The sequence below is a fragment of the Bacillus sp. FJAT-29814 genome, from assembly GCF_001510715.1.
Lineage (GTDB): Bacteria > Bacillota > Bacilli > Bacillales > Cytobacillaceae > Neobacillus.
The window spans coordinates 421174-441511 of record NZ_LMTJ01000004.1 but is presented as its reverse complement, the minus strand read 5'-3'; the positions used below and the strand labels follow the sequence as shown (position 1 = coordinate 441511).

The following is a 20338-nucleotide window of genomic DNA, read 5'->3' as shown; positions in this document are numbered from 1 at the left end:
GCTCATAAATGTTACGTTGGCTTCATTTCGAAAGAAATGAATGTTTTATTGTTGACGTTTTTGTTTGTTTAGTTTTCAAAGATCGAATTTGTTATCGCCCGAGGCGACTTTATTAATATACCATCTCAATAAAGGGAAGTCAACACTTTTTATTATATTTTTACTATGACGATAATTAAAAAGCTAAATAAAGAAGGAACACTACATAGAGTGCCCCTTCCCAGTAATTATTCTTCGTTTGAATCAGGCGTTTCATCCGATCCAGCTTCATCGTTTAAATCTGGTGTTTCAACTGGTTCAGCTACTTGGTTTGAATCAGGTGCTTCACTCAGTTCAACTTCTTCACCTTCAGGATGATCCTCTTCATCTACTTCTTCCTTTTCGACCTTGGCTACAGTAGCGACAAATTCATCATTTTCCTTGATGCTGATTAATTTGACGCCCTGAGTGTTTCGGCCTAATTGGGAAATGCCGGCTACATCTATTCGGATGAGCACACCTCCGGTGGTGATTAACATTAAATCTTCTTCACCGGTGACCGTTCTAACCGACACAAGATGCCCATTTTTCTCTGTGACGTGGCAGGTTTTAATACCTTTTCCGCCCCGGCCTTGAATTCGGTATTCGGCAGCAGGAGTGCGTTTACCATAGCCGTTTTTCGTTACAATCAGAATATCGTTATCCTCTTCCAGCACTTCCATGCCGATAACCTCATCGCCACTGTCGAGGGTAATCCCTTTCACACCTGTTGCAGTTCGGCCCATTGACCGGACATCTGTTTCCGGGAAGCGAATTAACATCCCATTTTTTGTACCGATAATAATTTCCTTGCTTCCGTCGGTTAAACGTGCCGAAATCAATTCATCGCCATCGCGCAGGCTTAAGGCTATTAATCCGTTATTACGAATATGCGCAAATGATGACAATGGGGAACGTTTGGATATTCCTTCTTTTGTTGTAAAGAATAAGTACCAATCATCAACAAATTCTTCTACCGGGATAATGGCGTTAATCCATTCTCCTTTTTCTACACTGAGAAGGTTAATGATTGGAATTCCTTTTGCAGTGCGGCTATATTCCGGAATTTCGTAGCCTTTGGTACGATAAACCTTCCCTTTATTCGAAAAGAATAAAATGGTATCGTGCGTCGAGGTGGTAATTAAATGCTCGACAAAATCGTCCTCATTGGTCCCCATTCCTTGGATGCCGCGGCCGCCGCGTTTTTGGGCACGGTAAGTCGATACTGGAAGCCGCTTGATATATCCATTATGTGTCAGGGTGATGACGATACTTTCACGTGGAATTAAATCCTCATCCTCGAAAAATTCAATACCGCCAGCAGCAATTTCAGTACGACGTTTATCATTAAAACGCTCTTTAATTTCAAGCAGTTCTTCACGAATAATTTCAAGAACCTTTTCCTCGTCTGCTAAAATCGCCTTTAATTCAGCAATCAGCTTGACCAGGTTTTGGTATTCTTCTTCAATTTTCTCTCTTTCCAGTCCTGTTAAACGCTGCAGGCGCATATCGAGAATTGCCTGTGCTTGTTTTTCAGAAAGGTTGAATTGAGTCATTAACCCTTGACGGGCAATATCTGTCGTTTGTGAACCGCGAATCAATGCAATAATCGCATCAATATGGTCAAGTGCCACACGCAAACCTTCCAAAATATGAGCGCGTGCTTCTGCTTTACGCAGTTCAAACTCTGTTCTCCGGCGGATAACAACCTTTTGGTGGTCCAAATAATGTACTAAACATTGCTTTAACGTTAATACCTTCGGATGGCCATTAACTAATGCAAGCATATTAATACCATAGCTTGTTTGCATCGCCGTTAACTTATATAAATTATTTAACAGTACATTGGCGTTTGCGTCCTTGCGAAGTTCGATAACAATCCGCATCCCTCTGCGGTCTGATTCGTCCCGCAGGTCTGTAATGCCTTCAAGTTTTTTATCGCGGGCAAGCTCAGCAATTTTTTCAATCAATTTTGCTTTGTTGACTTGATATGGAATTTCATTGACAATAATCGTCTCTTTGCCGTTTGATTTTTGTTCAATCTCCACCTTGGCCCGCAAAGTAATTGATCCTCTGCCTGTTTCGTAAGCTTTGCGGATGCCGCTGCGGCCAAGAATAATCCCGCCTGTAGGGAAGTCCGGACCGGGAATGACTTCCATTAACTCCTGGTTGGTGATGCCTGGGTCATGACTGACCGCCAAGACGCCATCGATGACCTCACCAAGCTGGTGCGGCGGAATGTTTGTCGCCATCCCGACTGCAATGCCCGTTGTACCGTTGACCAGAAGGTTAGGGAATCTTGCCGGCAATACGACCGGCTCTTTTTCTTCACCATCATAGTTATCTTGATAATCAATGGTGTCTTTATTAAGGTCCCTTAATAATTCCATTGAGATTTTTGACATTCTTGATTCTGTATAACGCATCGCCGCCGCAGAGTCGCCGTCAACGGAACCAAAGTTCCCATGGCCATCAACTAGCATGTAGCGATAGTTAAAGTCTTGAGCCATTCGCACCATTGTTTCATAAACAGCAGAATCACCATGTGGATGATATTTACCGATTACATCACCAACGATACGTGCAGACTTTTTATATGGTTTGTCCGCATGAATTCCAAGATCATGCATAGCATAAAGAATACGGCGATGGACCGGCTTTAATCCGTCACGTACATCCGGAAGGGCACGTGATACAATAACACTCATCGCATAGTCAAGAAAGGATGATTTCATTTCCTGGCTAATGTTAATCTCTTTAATTTGCGAATTTGGCGTTTCACTCATACTTGGTACCTCCTATTAGGGATCACCTAAAAGAAAAAAGGAGGATAGCGCACACCTCTACCCTTTTCCCTTTGTTTGTTATATATCTAGATTCTTTACGTATTGTGCATTTTCCTCAATGAAGTTACGGCGTGGTTCAACCTTTTCCCCCATTAACATATCGAAGGTTTCATCCGCTTCAATCGCATCTTCAAGGCTGACTTGAAGCATGGTTCTGACACTAGGATCCATCGTTGTTTCCCATAATTGCTCGGGATTCATCTCTCCCAAACCTTTATAGCGCTGGATATTCGGCCTTGGCTGACTAGGCAGCTCAGCAAAAATCCGGTCAAGTTCCTTGTCATTGTAGGCATATTCGACTCTTTTACCCTGCTGCACCTTATAAAGCGGAGGCTGGGCAATATAAATGTATCCTGCCTCAATTATTTTTCTCATAAACCGATAAAAGAAGGTTAATAGGAGCGTCCGAATATGGGCACCGTCAACATCAGCATCAGTCATGATCACGATTTTATGATAGCGCGCTTTCGAAATATCAAAATCTTCGCCAATCCCAGTCCCAATCGCGGTAATCATCGCTCTAACCTCATTGTTTGACAGAATCCGATCAAGTCGGGCCTTCTCAACATTTAGAATTTTGCCTCTGAGCGGTAGAATCGCCTGAAAATGACGGTCGCGCCCTTGTTTTGCGGAACCGCCTGCGGAGTCACCCTCAACGATATACAATTCACTTTCTCCTGGGTCTCTTGAAGAACAGTCAGCTAATTTACCTGGCAAACTGGAGACTTCCAATGCACTTTTACGGCGCGTTAATTCCCGGGCTTTCTTAGCCGCAAGTCGAGCCCGTGCCGCCATAAGTCCTTTGTCGACAATTTTCCGGGCAACACTTGGATTCTCCAATAGGAATTTTTCAAAAGTGCTAGAAAAAACTGTATCCGTAATCGTTCTGACTTCAGAATTTCCGAGTTTGGTTTTTGTTTGGCCCTCAAACTGCGGGTCCGGGTGCTTAATCGACACAATCGCCGTCAACCCTTCCCGCACATCCTCCCCGGAGAGATTTGTCTCATTCTCTTTAATCAGTCCGTTTTTCCGGGCATAGTCGTTTATAACCCTCGTAAGGGCCGTTTTGAAGCCGGCTTCATGCGTTCCGCCCTCATAAGTATGGATATTATTGGCGAAGGAATAAATGCTCTCCGTATAACCATCATTGTATTGCAGGGCAACCTCGACACTGATGCCATCACGTTCACCCTCCATATAGATCGGCTCTTCGTGGACGACCTCTTTTGTACGGTTTAAATGCTCAACATATGACTTAATTCCGCCCTCATAATAATATTCATTTTGTTTATTTTCCACTCGCTTGTCTTCAATCGTAATTTTAATGCCACGATTCAAAAAGGCAAGTTCGCGAAGACGGGTGGCGAGTATGTCATACTCATATTCTAATGTTTCGGTAAAAATTTCCCCATCAGGCTTAAAATGGGTTATTGTTCCGGTTTTGTCTGTTGTTCCGATTACCTTTAGTTCAGAAGCAACGTTGCCGCGCTCAAATTTAATCTCGTGAATTTTACCGTCGCGGTGGACGTAGACTTCGAGTTCAGTCGAAAGGGCATTAACAACTGAGGCACCTACACCGTGCAGTCCGCCGGAAACCTTATAGCCTCCACCGCCAAATTTACCGCCGGCATGAAGAACGGTCATAATGACTTCCACTGCCGGCCGTCCCATTTTCTCTTGAATGTCAACAGGAATGCCGCGGCCATTATCCTTGACGGTAATGCTGTTATCTTCTTCAATCGTGACATTGATTTCGTTACAGAAGCCTGCGAGCGCCTCGTCTATGCTGTTATCAACAATTTCCCAAACAAGATGGTGAAGGCCTCTGCCGCTTGTTGAACCGATGTACATGCCAGGTCTTTTTCGTACGGCCTCAAGTCCTTCTAAAACTTGAATTTGATGCGCATCATATGTTTGCTCCTGCATTGCTTTTTGATCCATTGTCACTTGATTCACCTGCACTTTCTGCCAATAAAACTATTTTCATTTTCACTAAAGGAGCTAATCTATTTGTTAAATTTCCTGTATCGTAACTTGATTGGAACGCTTTCTTAATGTACCGGACGCAATCGGGGAAAGGTACACCTTGTCAAACGTCACTACAACCGATTTAAAGGGATTTTTTGAAAGATTCATCACCTTGTCTTGGTGATGCTCCAAAAATTCTGTCAGTAGCTCCGAATTTTTGACACTTGCTTTATCTAAAATGGCGATAATATCATTGACCCTAATGCTGTGGTCTTCCCCGATATGGATATACATAGAGCACCTCAATGAACTTTCTTTATGACCCCGGAGCTCACTTCGTACGTTGAAGCTTCCTTCAATGTCTGGTGATTAATTCCGTCCACGCTAGTAGTAGTAACAAAGGTTTGCACCTTGCCTTGAATCGTATTCAATAAATGTGACTGCCTATAATCATCCAGTTCCGACAAAACATCGTCCAACAGTAAAATTGGATACTCGCCAATTTCAGCGTGAATTAATTCAATTTCCGCCAGTTTGACTGACAGCGCCGTTGTCCGCTGCTGTCCCTGTGAGCCAAACGTTTGCACATCGCGGCCATTAACTAAAAACAGCAAATCATCGCGATGCGGACCAAACAGGGTAGTGCCCCGTTCGATTTCCCTTAGCCTCACTTTTGCAAACTTCTCTTCAAAACTTGTTATCATTTTCGACAAGTCTTGTTCTTCTAATACCTCCACGGAGGGTTTATAGTGAATTTCAAGCGCCTCCAACCCGCGGGAAATTCCATGATGAATCGGTTTCGCCCAGTTTTCGAGTAAATGGAGGAACTCAAATCGTTTGGCAACTATTTTTACAGCCATTCCAATAAACTGTTCCGTCAATATTTCAAGCATGGTTTGGTCAGTCTGTTTTTTGATTTGCAGCATTTTCAAATAATGATTGCGCTGCTGAAGTATTTTTTGATATTGGCTCATATCATGTAAATAAATTGGGGAGATTTGGCCAATTTCCATATCAATAAACCGTCTGCGAACCTGGGGGCTTCCTTTCACCAGGTTTAGGTCCTCAGGCGCAAACATAACCACATTCATATTTCCGACATACTGGCTGAGTTTTTGCTGTTCAATATGGTTAAGCTTTGCTTTTTTCCCTTTTTTTGAAATCACTAATTGCATAGGGACAGAGCTGTGGTGTTTTTGAACCCTTCCCTCTATTTTAGCATAATCCTGGTCCCAGCGAATTAAATCTTTATCGTTTGAGGTTCGGTGGGATTTAGCCATAGCTAAAACATAAATGGATTCCATGACATTTGTTTTGCCTTGGGCGTTTTCTCCTAAGATGACATTTACTTTATTTTCGAACTCAATAAACATTTCCTCGTAATTCCGATAATTTTTTAAGGCTAATTGTTGAATATACATGTAAAGTCATCCTTACTCCGTTATGACGAACTCCCCAAAGCCCGGGATTCTGATTTCATCTCCAGATCGAAGCTTTCTTCCTCGTCTTTGATCTTGCTCGCCATTAATAAACACATCATGTTCACTCAAAAACCATTTGGCCATGCCGCCGGTTTGAATCACATCGGCAAGCTTTAAAAATTGGCCTAAAGTGATAAATTCCGTATCCAGGTTTACTTTTTCAGGCACGTTTTCACCCTCACTTTCTAAAATGGTTCCAATACTTTATTTTACTAAAAAACTCCATCAAAAACAAAGGAAACCCTAAAAAAGGCCGCCAACGGCATGGCGGCATATGGTTGCAATAGGTCGTTTAATAGGTTCTGACCGGCAAAATGAGCTGCAAAATCGATTCATCATGCATTGGGCGAATTACGAATGGGCGCATCGCACCAGTGAAGCTGACTCTGATATCAGTCCCTTCGAGTGCTTTTAGGGCATCCATCATATATTTTGCGCTAAAGGATATTTTTAACTCTTCGCCTTCAATAGCTTCAGCTTGAATTTCCTCAACAACTTTTCCGATTTCCGGTGTATTGGAGGAAATTTCAATCACACCGCCACCAATTGTTGAAAACTTGACCACATTGTTTCTTCCTTCGCGGGCGAGAAGGGAAGCACGATCAATCGCTTGCAGGAATTCTTTCGTATTTACCGTTATATCGGTTTTGCTTTCTGATGGAATCAATCTCGACGTATCAGGATAATTGCCTTCTAATAATCGTGAGAAAAACAATAAATGCTTCGCTTTAAATAAAATTTGATTCTCGGTAATGACGATATCGATTAATTCGTTGGAATCATCAATAATCTTGCTTAATTCGTTTAAGCTTTTACCAGGAATGACAACATTATAGCTTTCAGTATTTTCTGTTTCGATTTTAGCTTTTCTTAACGCCAGTCTGTGGCTATCTGTTGCAATACAGGTCAGCTCACCATTCTCAATTCGCCAGTTTACACCTGTCAAGATTGGCCGTGTTTCCGAAGTGGATACAGCAAAATGAGTTTGGCGGATCATCGCCTTTAACAGGTCAGTTGCAATATGGAATTTATTATTTTCTTCGATTTGCGGCAGGTGAGGGTACTCCTCCGCATCAAGGCCAATTAAATTAAACTCAGATTTGCCGGAACGTATTACGGTTTGAAGTGAGCTATGCACTTCAATTTCAACAGTGTCGGTAGGTAGCTTTTTTACAATTTCACTGAAAAATTTTGCTTGTAGGACAATCGCGCCAGTTTGTTTGATTTCAACAATTTCATCGCCAGCTTCTTCTTTCGGAATAAATGATTCAATGGAGACATCTGAATCGCTTCCGGTTAAGGTTACTCCCTCATTGGTAGTCGTAATTTTAATCCCCGTCAAAATAGGAATCGTTGTCCTCGAGGTGACTGCTTTCATAACATCTTGAACACTTTGGACAAGGCGGTCACGCTGGATAATAAATTTCATTTTTTAAAATCCTCCGTTTAGGCATATTTTTAAAAGCGATAGCATATATATAATATTTTTTATAAAAAAATTAGTAGAAGTACTAGTAGGGCTTGTTAACATGTGGATAACTCTAATTTTCAACGGAAACACAGCCTATCCACATGTGGACAGACTGTGTATAGATTCTAAGAAGTTATTCACATCATTCACTGTCTTATATTTTAAGCTGCTCATTCAATTCTTTCATTTGTTTTTGCAACTGCGAATCTGTCTGAAGAAGCTTTGAAATCTTTTCATGAGCATGGATGACGGTGGTATGGTCGCGGCCGCCAAATTCTTCTCCTATTTTCGGCAAAGAATAATCGGTTAATTCACGCGACAAATACATGGCAATCTGTCTTGGAAAGGCAATTGATTTAGTCCGCTTTTTGGCCTTAAAGTCTTCAAGCTTGATATTGTAATGCTCGCCGACTACCTTTTGGATCTCCAAAATCGTAATGACCTTCGGCTTTGAGCTAGGAATAATATCCTTCAGCGCTTCGGCGGCAAGGTCGGCATTTATGTCTTTATTAATTAAAGATGAATAGGCAACAACACGGATCAAGGCACCCTCAAGCTCTCGGATGTTGGAATCAATTTGATTGGCGATATAAAGCATTACTTCATTCGGAATATCCAGACCTTCCGCTTTTGCCTTTTTGCGCAAAATGGCAATCCTTGTTTCCAAGTCAGGCGGCGTGATGTCGGTAATCAAGCCCCATTCGAACCTAGAGCGGAGACGGTCCTCCAGGGTCGGAATTTCCCGAGGCGGCCGATCACTTGAGATGACAATTTGTTTGCTCTCCTCGTGCAGGGCGTTAAAAGTATGGAAAAACTCTTCCTGGGTTGATTCTTTTCCGGCCAAAAATTGAATATCATCAATAAGCAGGACATCGACATTTCGATATTTATTTCGGAAACTCTCCGCGCGATTGTCCCGAATCGAGTTAATGAATTCGTTGGTGAATTTTTCTGATGATAAATAAACCACTTTCGCGGACGGGTTATGGTCCAGGACATAATGGCCAATCGCATGCATCAAGTGGGTTTTTCCGAGACCGACACCCCCGTAGATAAATAGAGGGTTATAGGCTTTGGCTGGCGCTTCGGCAACAGCAAGCGAAGCTGCATGGGCGAAACGGTTGCCAGATCCGATGACAAAGGTATCAAAGGTGTATTTAGGGTTTAAAATATTTGAAGGAAAATCTGTTTGCTCTTCATCCTTTTTGGCCTTTTTACGCGGCGTCGGAATCTCAAGCTCTTCCTCTTTTTGATTTTGCGGAATGATAAACTTTACCGACAGTTCTTCCCCGGTAATGTCATAAAGAATTCCTGAAATCAGCTGAGAGTAGCGCTCCTCGAGCCAATCGCGGGCAAACTCATTTGGAGCCGTTACGACAAGCAGATTGCCTTGAAGCGAATGCGCTTTGGTGGCTTTAAGCCAGGTATCAAAGCTGGGTTTGCTGATTTTCTTCTCGATGTTCGCAAGCGCTGCATGCCAAAGATCCGCAATATTTTCCAACTGGTTTCCCTCCCTTTATAATTTTTGAAATGTATGTTTCTGTGCAAAAAGAGTCTAACTCCTTTGGAGTTTTGTTTCCTGTCCAGGTATCAAATTCGACTAATATTTTAGTGGAATAATGTTTAATCCATGGAGTACAACCTATTAATTTATAAATATACGAAACGTTGATTGTGGAAAACGTATAATAAGGAAATAAAGTGGAGTTTCGACAATATCCACCTCTTGTGGACAAGTTTTTACAGAACCGTTGAATAACCTGTCCACATGTTATCCACAATCTGTGGATAAGGCTTATTGGGGATAAAGTTATTCAGGGTGAAAACACAAATATAATATCAAATAATAGCTAGGTGTGCAATGGTTTTTCAAAGTTTATCCACATCTGCCGTGACCTGTGCACAATAATTGTCCACAGGTTGATAATTTGTGAAAATCCTGTCAATATCTTGTGTGGATAGCGAGAAATTTGTCGATTTTTTATCCACAATATATTTTTAGGGCGCTGGAAAACCTTTTGCTGCTATTTTTAGCTATGAGTTTGGAATAAACATTTTAGTCACGGGTGAATTTGGTAATAGACAGTGGTTGACAATATAAAGTAGACATCTTTATAATAAGTAAGACTGTCATTTGACTTGAATTTGAAGGCGATCCTTCCAGGGAGGTGTCATATATGAAAAGAACATATCAACCAAATAAGCGCAAGCACAGCAAGGTTCACGGTTTCCGCAGCCGCATGAGCACGCCAAACGGACGCAAGGTTCTTGCTCGTCGTCGTCGCAAAGGAAGAAAAGTATTATCAGCATAGACCACTGAAACGTCTCAGTGGTCTTTTTTTCAATACTATGTAAAACGGATTGTTGATTGGACGGCCTTGTTGATTGGAGCGGAAGGCGCGCAGACTCCTGCGGGAGTACGGGACAGGGGAGACCCCGCAGGCGCTTTAGCGCCGAGGAGGCTCCCCGAACCGCCCGCGGAAAGCGAAGCGCCTGGAGCGCGAATTTACAAGGCCTTATCAATAAGGAGGAAAGCTCGGCTAAGATGAAAAAAGAGCTCCGAATTAAAAAGAATCAGGATTTTCAAACCGTTTTCCAAAAAGGGCGATCGTTTGCCAATCGGCAATTTGTTGTCTATTGTCTTGAAAAAGAAGGACAAGCCGACTTCCGAATCGGGCTGTCGGTCAGCAAAAAACTCGGCAATGCGGTAACGCGCAACCAAATAAAACGGTACATAAGACAAGCCATTTTTGAGTTAAAGGAACAACTTGCCCCTGGCAACGACTATGTCATCATCGCCAGGAAACCTGCCGCGGATATGGACTTTTTTGAAGTGAAAAACAGTCTGACCCATGTGCTGAAGGTCGGAAAGGTTTTAAAGAAAAATCTTTAGGCGATAATTGTGATAATTTATTCAAATTTCGTAAGAGTGATAAAGACAAGCATCATTTAAAAATGTTAAAATATCCTATGAAATCGCTTAAATGTGAAATTTACATAGAGGATACTTTGTTGCAAGGAGGAAAAACTGGTTGAAAAAACGAATATTACTGTTATTCGGTATGCTTTTCGTGTTTTTGCTGCTGACAGGCTGTAGTGAAGTCAATAAACCGATTAACGCGGAAAGTACAGGATTTTGGAATGAATATATTGTTTATCCGTTGTCATGGCTGATCAAGGAAGCAGCTCTTTTGATGGGAGGTCACTATGGTCTCGCAATTATTGTAGTAACCATCGTAATTCGCTTGGCGATTTTGCCATTAATGATCAAACAAACAAAAAGTTCAAAGGCCATGCAGGCTCTTCAGCCGGAAATGAAGGCATTACGTGAAAAATACAGCTCTAAAGACCAAAAAACCCAGCAAAAGCTGCAGCAGGAAACCATGGCCCTGTTCCAAAAGCACGGAGTTAATCCGATGGCCGGCTGTTTCCCGCTATTAGTTCAAATGCCGATTTTGATTGGTTTTTATCATGCAATTATGCGAACAAGGGAAATCGCCCAGGATAGTTTCCTGTGGTTTGATTTGGGGGAAAAGGATCCTTACTATATTTTACCGATTGTTGCAGGAATAACTACGTTTATTCAGCAAAAAATCATGATGGCCGGCCAGGAGCATAACCCGCAAATGGCAATGATGCTCTGGATGATGCCGATTATGATTGTTGTGTTTGCGATCAGCTTCCCGGCAGCCCTTTCCTTGTACTGGGTTGTAGGTAATATTTTCATGATTGTTCAAACTTATTTCATTAAAGGACCGGATCTTAAGGCAACAGCCACCGGTAAAGCGGGAGGAGCAAAAAAGTGAAACAGGTAACTGCTACAGGACAAACTGTCGAAGAAGCAGTAGAATCAGCTTTAGCTCAATTAAAGACAACCAAAGACCGCACAGATGTAGACATTATCGATGAAGGTAAAAAAGGGATTTTTGGCATTTTTGGCTCACGCCCTGCAGTAGTGAAGGTAACTGTCATTATTGACCCGATTGAAGAGGCAAAGAAATTCTTGAACCAAGTAAGTGCACAAATGGGCGCCGAGGTTGAAATCGAGGCAAAGCGTGATGGTAAGCAGGTTCAATTTGTGTTGTCCGGTGAGAAAATCGCCTTATTAATCGGTAAGCGTGGCCAAACATTGAATTCGCTTCAGTATTTGACCCAGCTTGTGATCAATCGTCATTCCGAGCAATACTTGACTGTGATCCTCGATGCGGAGGATTATCGTAACCGTCGGAGCGACACCCTGATCCAACTGGCCCAGCGCCTCGCCCAAAAGGCAATCAAAACTGGTAAAGATGTGGCGCTTGAGCCGATGCCTTCATATGAGCGCAAGGTGATTCATACCGCTTTGGCCGAAAACAAGAGGGTAAAAACCCTTTCCGACGGAACCGAACCCCATCGCCATGTGGTAATCTCACCAGTTAGAAAATAATTACACTAAAACACCCCGTCCTTTAGGATAGGGTGTTTTTTTTGAGTTAAAAGAAAAATTTTTATAAAAAAAACAGTGTGAATAACTTTTTAGTCATCAAAAGTGTTTTATTGTTATTCACATGTGGATAAGTTAAAATAATACAAGATAATTATCATTTGTGGATAATTCAGGTCAGTTTGTAAAAAAGGCTGGCTTTTTTAGTTGTGAGGTGTACAAAGTGGAGTTTGATACAATTGCGGCAATTTCCACTCCGATGGGGGAGGGGGCGATTGCGATTGTCCGCTTAAGCGGGGATGAAGCGATCACGATTGCTGATAAACTGTTTAAAAGTATAAATGGAAAAAAACTTTCGGAAATGGCCACCCATACGATTCACTATGGTCATTTGCAAAATCCAAAAGACGGCCAAGTGGTTGAAGAGGTTATGGTCTCGATCATGAAGGGGCCAAAGACGTTTACAAAAGAAGATGTAATTGAAATAAATTGCCACGGCGGAATTGTTTCAGTCAATCGTGTGCTCCAGCTCGTTCTGAATAACGGGGCAAGACTGGCGGAACCGGGGGAATTTACGAAGCGGGCATTTTTAAATGGCCGGATTGATTTATCACAGGCTGAGGCGGTCATGGATTTAATCCGGGCCAAAACGGATAGGGCGATGAATGTGGCGTTAGGCCAAATGGAAGGCCGCTTGTCTAAGCTGATTAAAAGATTGAGGCAGGAAATTCTTGAAATACTCGCCCATATTGAAGTGAATATCGATTATCCCGAATATGATGATGTCGAGGAAATGACCCATACGATGCTGCTGCCGAAAGCGCATTTTGTCAAAGAAGAAATAAATAAGCTGTTGCAAACTTCGGAGCAGGGCAAAATATTGCGTGAAGGACTCTCAACTGTTATTATCGGAAGGCCGAATGTCGGAAAGTCATCATTATTAAACAGCCTCGTCCATGAGAATAAGGCAATTGTTACTGATATTCCCGGGACAACTCGCGATGTGATTGAAGAGTATGTCAATGTCCGCGGCGTGCCACTCCGGCTATTGGATACAGCAGGAATCCGGGAAACTGAGGATATCGTAGAGCGGATTGGGGTTGAACGCTCACGTCAGGTATTGAAAGAGGCCGATTTGATCCTGCTTGTGTTGAATTATTCCGACCAGCTGACAAAAGAGGATGAAAACCTGTTCGAAGCGGTAAAAGGAATGGATGTCATCGTTATTGTCAATAAAACGGACCTGCCGCAGCAAATAGATTTGAATCGGGTCAAAGAATTGGCAAAGGATTATAAATTGGTGACGACGTCGCTGCTCGAGGACAGCGGTGTCGATGAGCTTGAAGAAGCGATTGCGTCATTATTCTTTGCTGGGTCGATTGAAGCAAAGGATGTAACCTACGTTTCGAACAGCCGCCATATTGCCTTGTTAAATCAAAGCTTACAAGCAATTGAGGATGCCATAGGTGCTGTAGAGCTCGGAACTCCGATCGATATGGTCCAAATCGACTTAACGAGAACGTGGGAACTGCTTGGCGAAATTATCGGCGACAGTGTTCACGAAAGCCTGATTGACCAATTATTCTCGCAGTTCTGCCTAGGTAAATAATCTGTGGGTGGTGTGCGGCTGGCCGTACGCTTTGAAAGATAGATGTTTCCGCTTAACGCGGAAAAGGAGGAAAAATATGCAGTACGAAGCAGGAAGTTACGACGTCATCGTCGTCGGCGCTGGCCATGCTGGTTGTGAGGCTGGCCTCGCGGCGGCAAGGCTGGGCGCGAAAACATTAATGATTACCATCAATTTGGATATGGTTGCCTTTATGCCCTGCAATCCTTCCGTCGGCGGTCCGGCAAAAGGGATTGTTGTCCGGGAAATAGATGCTCTCGGCGGTGAAATGGCAAAAAATATTGATAAGACACTTATCCAAATCAGGATGCTGAATACGGGTAAGGGCCCTGCTGTCCGTGCACTAAGGGCGCAGGCTGATAAATTTGCCTACCAACATGAAATGAAAAAGACTCTTGAGGAAGAACCAAACCTTACCTTAATTCAAGGCATGGTTGAGGAATTGATTGTCGAGGATGGCATCTGTAAAGGAGTAATTGCCAAAACAGGTGCGGTCTATCGTGCGAAAACAGTCGTTATAACTACCGGTACCTTCCTGCGCGGTGAGATTATCCTTGGCGAATTGAAATATTCCAGCGGTCCGAATAATCAACAGCCGTCAATCAAACTGTCGGAGCATTTGGAACAGCTTGGGTTTGAGCTTGTCCGCTTTAAAACCGGGACACCGCCTCGCGTGAACAGCAACACGATTGATTACAGCAAAACAGAAATTCAGCCTGGTGATGAAGAACCGCGGGCATTTTCCTATGAAACAACTGAATTTATTACTGACCAGCTGCCATGCTGGCTGACTTATACGAACGATAAAACCCATAGCTTAATTGACCAAAACCTGCATCGCTCGCCGATGTTCTCTGGCATGATCAAAGGTACGGGGCCGCGCTATTGCCCGTCGATTGAGGATAAGGTTGTTCGTTTTAACGATAAACCGCGCCATCAAATTTTCCTCGAGCCAGAAGGAAGAAATACAAGGGAAGTCTATGTCCAAGGCCTGTCCACCAGCTTACCTGAAGATGTACAGCAACAAATCATCAAAACCGTGCCTGGGCTCGAAAACGCGCAAATGATGCGGGCTGGTTATGCCATCGAATATGATGCCATTGTGCCGACTCAGTTATGGCCAACATTAGAAACAAAGGTTGTTAAAAATTTATATACAGCCGGGCAAATCAATGGCACATCCGGTTACGAGGAAGCTGCGGGTCAGGGGTTAATGGCCGGTATCAATGCCGGGATGAATGCGCTTGGCAGTGAGGAAGTCGTGTTAAGCCGTTCCGATGCCTACATTGGGGTATTAATTGATGATCTGATAACCAAAGGGGTTAATGAACCATATCGTCTATTAACATCAAGAGCGGAATACCGTCTGCTGTTAAGACATGATAATTGCGATTTGCGATTAACGGAGCTAGGCCATCGAATTGGTTTAATCAAAGAAGAGCGCTACCAGTCGTTCTTAGCAAAAAAGGCGGCAATTGAAGCCGAAATCGACCGTTTGCGGTCAATTATTCTAAAACCATCGGCAGACGTGCAGGAACTGATCAGAAGCATCGGCGGCAGCGAATTAAAGGACGGCATCCGAGCTTCTGATTTGTTAAAACGGCCGGAAATGTCCTATGAGCTATTGGAAACTCTGACGAAATCAGCTGTACCGTTAACTGACGAGGTGAAGGAACAAGTAGAAATCCAAATTAAATATGAGGGTTATATTGATAAGTCGCTGCAGCAGGTGGAGCGATTAAGAAAGATGGAAGACAAAAAGATCCCAGAAAATATTGATTACGATGCCATTTCAGGACTGGCTACAGAGGCAAAGCAAAAGCTGAAGAAAATCAGGCCGCTTACTTTGGCCCAGGCATCAAGGATTTCAGGGGTAAATCCTGCTGACATTTCCATTTTACTTGTTTATTTGGAGCAAGGTAAAATTGCTAGGGTTTCTAATTAGAAAAGCGGAAGCGCCTTGCTCAGGGGCGACAAGCATAAGACGAGCCGGCGAGAAGGCTGCACTTTAGCCTTCTTGACGGATTGGCTTATGACCTCGAGCCCCTAGGCGCTGCAGCTAGACAAAAATTAGTGAGGAACTTCATATGAATATTGAACAATTTACAAAAAGCCTTCAGGAAAAAGGGATTGCTTTAACAAGTACCCAGTTGGCTCAATATGAGAAATACTACGAGACGCTGGTTGAATGGAACGAAAAAATCAATTTAACCGCCATTACCGAAAAAAGTGATGTGTATTTAAAGCATTTTTACGATTCGATTGCCGCTGCATTTTATTATGATTTTACAAAGCCCTTTCATCTTTGTGATGTCGGGGCAGGTGCCGGCTTTCCTAGCATACCGTTAAAAATTGCTTTCCCGCATATCCAATTGACGATCGTCGATTCACTAAATAAACGTATTTCATTTCTAACTCATCTAGCCAACACATTAAATTTGGAAAATGTGCAATTTGTCCATGATCGTGCAGAAACTTTTGGGGTTAATCCAAACTACCGGGAGCAATTTGATGTGGTTACCGCTAGAGCGGTGGCAAGAATGTCGGTTCTAAGTGAACTATGCCTGCCCCTTGTGAAGGTAGGGGGGCATTTTATTGCCCTTAAGGCAATACATGCAGAAGAAGAACTAAAGGCAGGGCAAAAGGCAATTACCACGCTTGGAGGCAAACTGGAAAATCAGTTTACGTTTACGCTGCCGATTGAAGAATTTGAACGGACCATTATTGTAATCAAAAAGGAAAAACAAACACCGAAGAAATACCCGCGCAAGCCCGGCACACCAGGGAAAGCACCGATTGAGTAGCTTTTCTTTCGTGTTGGGCCACCAGCAATTCCTAACCGGGGGGCTGACATTTTTAGGGTAAAAATGTTATTCTAGGCAGGAGGATTTTAGGTGCGTAGCGAAATAGTAATAGGGATTTCATGAAGGTGGTGTGGGGGATGAAGAATTCGTTTTCACGCTTCTTTGGTTTTGGGGACAAGGGCGAACAAACGATTGAGCTTGATGAAGACCTGAATATAGAACGAAACGAAGAGATAAAAAAAATACCGATCAATCAAATTATTCCTAATCGGTTTCAACCACGGACCGTTTTTGATGAAGATAAAATTGAAGAATTATCAAGAACGATTCACATACACGGGATTATCCAGCCGATTGTCGTAAGAGAGTTTGCTGCTGATAAATACGAAATCATCGCCGGGGAACGGCGCTGGCGGGCAATGAAAAAACTTGGCTGGACAGAAGTGCCGGCCATTGTCAAAAATATGAACGACACCCAAACAGCCTCTGTTGCGCTAATTGAGAACCTACAGCGTGAAGAATTGTCCCCGATTGAAGAAGCAATGGCCTATGGGAAATTGCTTGAGCTTCACAACTTAACTCAAGAAGCATTAGCTCAGCGTCTTGGCAAGGGGCAATCGACTGTAGCCAACAAACTGCGCCTGCTAAAATTGCCGCAGCCTGTTCAGGAGGCGCTGTTAAATAAAGTGATTACCGAGCGCCATGCCCGCGCGCTAATTCCGCTAAAAAATCCCGAAAAACAGGTGGAATTGCTGGCAGAGGTGATTGAAAAAAATTTGAATGTCAAGCAAACCGAAGATCGAGTCACGAAGATTCTTGAACAAAAAAATGCCAAGCCAAAACCAAAGCGAAAGGCCTTCAGCAAAGATATGCGAATTGCCGTCAATACAATTAGGCAATCGCTCTCCATGGTTTCCGATAGCGGCATCAAGCTTGACTCCGAAGAGGAAGAATTTGAGGAATACTACCAATTCACCATTCGGATTCCTAAAAAAAAATAATAGGCAAATAGGAAAGAACCAGACAAAAATATGTTTGGTTCTTATTTTTTTATCGTAAAACCATTGGGGAGGTAAAATATGGAATAAACCCGAGCGTTGGAAAATTTTTTGAAAAAAAATAACATCCGTCCTATTTCATGATAAAATAAAGGAATGGAATTTTACTTTACCTCTCTTTTGGCGGATAATAACCCCATAAGGATTTCCGGTAAATCAGTAGATTCAAAGAATTAAATTTTTAAAGAATAAAAGGGTAGGTGGCATCGTGGGTAAAATCCTTGCAATCGCGAACCAAAAAGGCGGAGTCGGGAAAACCACTACCTCTGTCAACCTGGGCGCCTGCTTAGCATATATAGGAAAGCGTGTCTTGTTAGTCGACATTGACCCGCAGGGAAATGCAACAAGCGGGATTGGAATTGAAAAGGCAGAAGTAGATCAGTGCATATATGATGTTTTAGTCGATGATGTCGAAGCGAAGGATGTTATTAAGCCGTCAGCGGTCGAGAATCTATATGCTATCCCGGCAACGATTCAATTGGCTGGTGCGGAAATTGAACTCGTTCCGACCATCTCAAGAGAGGTTCGCCTAAAACGTGCACTTGAAGAAGTGAAGGATCAATTTGATTATGTCATTATCGATTGCCCTCCCTCTTTGGGGCTTTTGACCATCAATGCGCTAACCGCTTCCGATGCGGTCTTAATTCCAGTTCAGTGCGAGTATTATGCACTGGAAGGCTTAAGCCAACTGCTAAATACGGTCAGGCTTGTACAAAAGCATTTAAACTCAGATTTAAAAATCGAAGGTGTGCTATTAACGATGCTTGATGCCAGAACCAATCTGGGCATTCAGGTTATTGAGGAAGTAAAAAAGTACTTTCAGGATAAAGTCTATAAAACCATCATTCCAAGAAATGTTCGTCTAAGTGAGGCTCCAAGCCATGGGGAACCAATCATTACCTATGATTCGAAATCCCGTGGTGCAGAAGTATATTTAGAATTGGCAAAGGAAGTGGTCGCAAATGGCTAAAGGCTTGGGGAAAGGTCTAAATGCATTTTTTAGTATGGAGGCCGGCAAGGAAGAGACGGTTCAAGAAATTAAGGTCAATGAACTGCGCCCAAATCCGTATCAGCCCCGCAAACACTTCCAGAAAGAGGCGATTGAGGATTTAAAGGCTTCAATATTGGAGCACGGAATCCTCCAGCCAATCATCGTCAGAAAAAGTATTAAGGGGTATGAAATTGTTGTCGGGGAACGGCGGTTCCGGGCAGCTAAGGAAGCAAAGCTGGAAACTGTTCCTGCTGTTGTCCGTGAGTTAACGGAGCAGCAGATGATGGAATTGGCGGTGCTTGAAAACCTGCAGCGAGAAGACTTAAATCCGATTGAAGAGGCGATTGCCTATCAAACTTTAATGGACAAGCTAAAGCTGACGCAGGAAGAAGTCGCCAAGAGGTTAGGGAAAAGTAGACCGCATATCGCAAACCATATCCGCCTCCTCTCCCTCCCGCCAAAAATTCAAGAGTTGATATCTGATGGGAAGATTACGATGGGGCATGGCCGTGCATTATTAGGCCTACGCCAAAAGAACAAGCTTGCCGTGATGGTGGAAAAAGTGATCCAGGAGTCCTTAAACGTCCGCCAATTAGAAAAGTGGATTCAGCAATTAAATGAAAATGTTCCACGTGAAACAAAAAAACCGGACCAGAAAAAGGATGTTTTCCTCATTGAACGCGAGCATTCGCTGCGTGAACGGTTTGGAACGGCTGTTCACATTAAAAAGAACAAACATAAAGGCAAAATTGAAATAGAATTCTTCACCGAAGAGGATCTGGAGCGGATTCTGGAATTATTGGGTCAAAATGAAGAACTTTAACCATCGCTTAGATGGTTTTTTTCTTTTCAATGGCAAAAAAAAATGATAGTTTAATACTATTATCATTTCGTAAAGCGAAAAAAGGGGAACAGCTATGTTTTTATTGGGAACACTTGTAAATGGATTATTGATTGTGATTGGCACTTTGCTGGGGAAGCTGTTAAATCGGATCCCCGAGACCATGAAGGATACAGTCATGAAGGCCATTGGACTGGCGGTCATGGTATTAGGGCTTCAAATGGGCTTCAAAAGCGAGAATTTCCTTATTGTTATTATCAGTTTAGTTGCTGGTGCAGTATTAGGTGAAATGCTTAGGTTGGAAGATAAGTTAAATGATTTAGGGAATTGGCTGGAAAGCAAGCTTGGCTCGAATGGGAAAGGCAGTATTTCTGAAGGATTTGTCACTGCTACGTTAATTTTTGTCATCGGTGCAATGGCCATTATTGGTGCGCTTGATAGCGGAATTCGCGGCGATCATGATGTTCTGTACACAAAATCGCTGCTTGACGGTTTTACCTCGTTAATTCTGACAACCACCCTCGGGATAGGGGTTATTTTTTCAGCCATCCCGGTCGTGCTTTATCAAGGTCTTATTGCCTTGTTTGCTACCCAAATAGATTTATTTGTGCCCAAGGCGTTGATGGATCAGTTTATTGTTGAAATGACTGCAACAGGTGGAATCATGATTTTTGCCATTGGGCTAAATATGATCGGCCTGACAAAAATCAAGGTGGGCAACCTCCTACCTGGCATCGTGGTGGTCGGAGTTGTTGTGGCCATACTATATGCAATGAACTAATTTAAGAGCACCGCTGTGACAAGCGATGC

18 protein-coding genes are annotated in these 20338 nt (G+C 42.9%); 11 read left to right on the top strand and 7 right to left on the bottom strand.

The annotated features are described in order from the left end of the window. Positions 1 to 227: 227 nt before the first annotated feature. From gyrA to dnaA, 7 genes are all read right to left on the bottom strand, one after another. A complete protein-coding gene (gyrA, locus tag AR334_RS12330) occupies positions 228 to 2804 on the bottom strand; it encodes a DNA gyrase subunit A (RefSeq protein ID WP_066310728.1) in 2577 nt (858 codons plus the stop codon). Between the two features lie 78 nt (positions 2805 to 2882). Beyond that, positions 2883 to 4805, bottom strand: a complete 1923-nt coding sequence (gene gyrB / locus AR334_RS12325) for a DNA topoisomerase (ATP-hydrolyzing) subunit B (RefSeq protein WP_066310726.1) — start codon at positions 4803 to 4805, stop codon at positions 2883 to 2885. A 72-nt stretch (positions 4806 to 4877) separates the two neighbouring features. Further along, positions 4878 to 5126 carry an extracellular matrix regulator RemB gene (gene remB, locus AR334_RS12320; RefSeq protein WP_066310717.1) on the bottom strand — a complete coding sequence of 83 codons (249 nt, stop codon included), beginning with the start codon at positions 5124 to 5126 and terminating at the stop codon, positions 4878 to 4880. Positions 5127 to 5134: 8 nt separating this feature from the next. Beyond that, positions 5135 to 6253: a DNA replication/repair protein RecF gene (gene recF, locus AR334_RS12315; RefSeq protein WP_066310709.1), complete on the bottom strand. Its 1119-nt coding sequence runs from the start codon at positions 6251 to 6253 to the stop codon at positions 5135 to 5137. Between the two features lie 12 nt (positions 6254 to 6265). Then, complete coding sequence (yaaA, locus tag AR334_RS12310; protein WP_066310705.1) at positions 6266 to 6481, bottom strand: S4 domain-containing protein YaaA; 216 nt, start codon at positions 6479 to 6481, stop codon at positions 6266 to 6268. A gap of 124 nt (positions 6482 to 6605) precedes the next feature. Next, a complete protein-coding gene (dnaN, locus tag AR334_RS12305) occupies positions 6606 to 7742 on the bottom strand; it encodes a DNA polymerase III subunit beta (protein ID WP_066310701.1) in 1137 nt (378 codons plus the stop codon). Positions 7743 to 7938: 196 nt separating this feature from the next. Next, positions 7939 to 9285, bottom strand: a complete 1347-nt coding sequence (gene dnaA, locus AR334_RS12300; protein ID WP_066310698.1) for a chromosomal replication initiator protein DnaA — start codon at positions 9283 to 9285, stop codon at positions 7939 to 7941. 676 nt (positions 9286 to 9961) lie between these two features. On the opposite strand from dnaA, the gene rpmH reads away from it, so the two are divergent. The 11 genes from rpmH to AR334_RS12250 all read left to right on the top strand — a co-directional run bounded on the left by rpmH (position 9962) and on the right by AR334_RS12250 (position 20309). Continuing rightward, on the top strand, positions 9962 to 10096 hold the full coding sequence (gene rpmH / locus AR334_RS28880; RefSeq protein ID WP_082692915.1) for a 50S ribosomal protein L34: 135 nt from the start codon (positions 9962 to 9964) through the stop codon (positions 10094 to 10096). A gap of 233 nt (positions 10097 to 10329) precedes the next feature. Beyond that, complete coding sequence (gene rnpA / locus AR334_RS12295) at positions 10330 to 10677, top strand: ribonuclease P protein component (protein ID WP_066310697.1); 348 nt, start codon at positions 10330 to 10332, stop codon at positions 10675 to 10677. Between the two features lie 139 nt (positions 10678 to 10816). Further along, positions 10817 to 11590, top strand: coding sequence for a YidC family membrane integrase SpoIIIJ (spoIIIJ, locus tag AR334_RS12290; RefSeq protein ID WP_066310696.1), 774 nt, complete (start codon positions 10817 to 10819; stop codon positions 11588 to 11590). Next, complete coding sequence (gene jag, locus AR334_RS12285) at positions 11587 to 12210, top strand: RNA-binding cell elongation regulator Jag/EloR (protein ID WP_066310694.1); 624 nt, start codon at positions 11587 to 11589, stop codon at positions 12208 to 12210. The genes spoIIIJ and jag overlap by 4 nt, the downstream gene beginning before the upstream one ends. A 220-nt stretch (positions 12211 to 12430) precedes the next feature. Beyond that, a complete protein-coding gene (gene mnmE / locus AR334_RS12280) occupies positions 12431 to 13816 on the top strand; it encodes a tRNA uridine-5-carboxymethylaminomethyl(34) synthesis GTPase MnmE (protein ID WP_066310692.1) in 1386 nt (461 codons plus the stop codon). 76 nt (positions 13817 to 13892) lie between these two features. Then, a complete protein-coding gene (gene mnmG / locus AR334_RS12275) occupies positions 13893 to 15779 on the top strand; it encodes a tRNA uridine-5-carboxymethylaminomethyl(34) synthesis enzyme MnmG (RefSeq protein ID WP_066310687.1) in 1887 nt (628 codons plus the stop codon). Positions 15780 to 15921: 142 nt separating this feature from the next. After that, positions 15922 to 16638 (top strand): 16S rRNA (guanine(527)-N(7))-methyltransferase RsmG, encoded by a 717-nt coding sequence (rsmG, locus tag AR334_RS12270; RefSeq protein WP_066310683.1) that lies wholly within the window; start codon positions 15922 to 15924, stop codon positions 16636 to 16638. Positions 16639 to 16775: 137 nt separating this feature from the next. After that, on the top strand, positions 16776 to 17639 hold the full coding sequence (noc, locus tag AR334_RS12265; protein ID WP_066310679.1) for a nucleoid occlusion protein: 864 nt from the start codon (positions 16776 to 16778) through the stop codon (positions 17637 to 17639). 265 nt (positions 17640 to 17904) lie between these two features. Next, on the top strand, positions 17905 to 18666 hold the full coding sequence (locus tag AR334_RS12260; RefSeq protein ID WP_066310676.1) for a ParA family protein: 762 nt from the start codon (positions 17905 to 17907) through the stop codon (positions 18664 to 18666). Further along, on the top strand, positions 18659 to 19510 hold the full coding sequence (locus AR334_RS12255; protein ID WP_066310674.1) for a ParB/RepB/Spo0J family partition protein: 852 nt from the start codon (positions 18659 to 18661) through the stop codon (positions 19508 to 19510). Before AR334_RS12260 ends, AR334_RS12255 begins: the two co-directional genes overlap by 8 nt. A 94-nt stretch (positions 19511 to 19604) precedes the next feature. Continuing rightward, positions 19605 to 20309: a DUF554 domain-containing protein gene (locus AR334_RS12250; RefSeq protein WP_066310666.1), complete on the top strand. Its 705-nt coding sequence runs from the start codon at positions 19605 to 19607 to the stop codon at positions 20307 to 20309. The last annotated feature ends 29 nt before the right edge of the window (positions 20310 to 20338 follow it).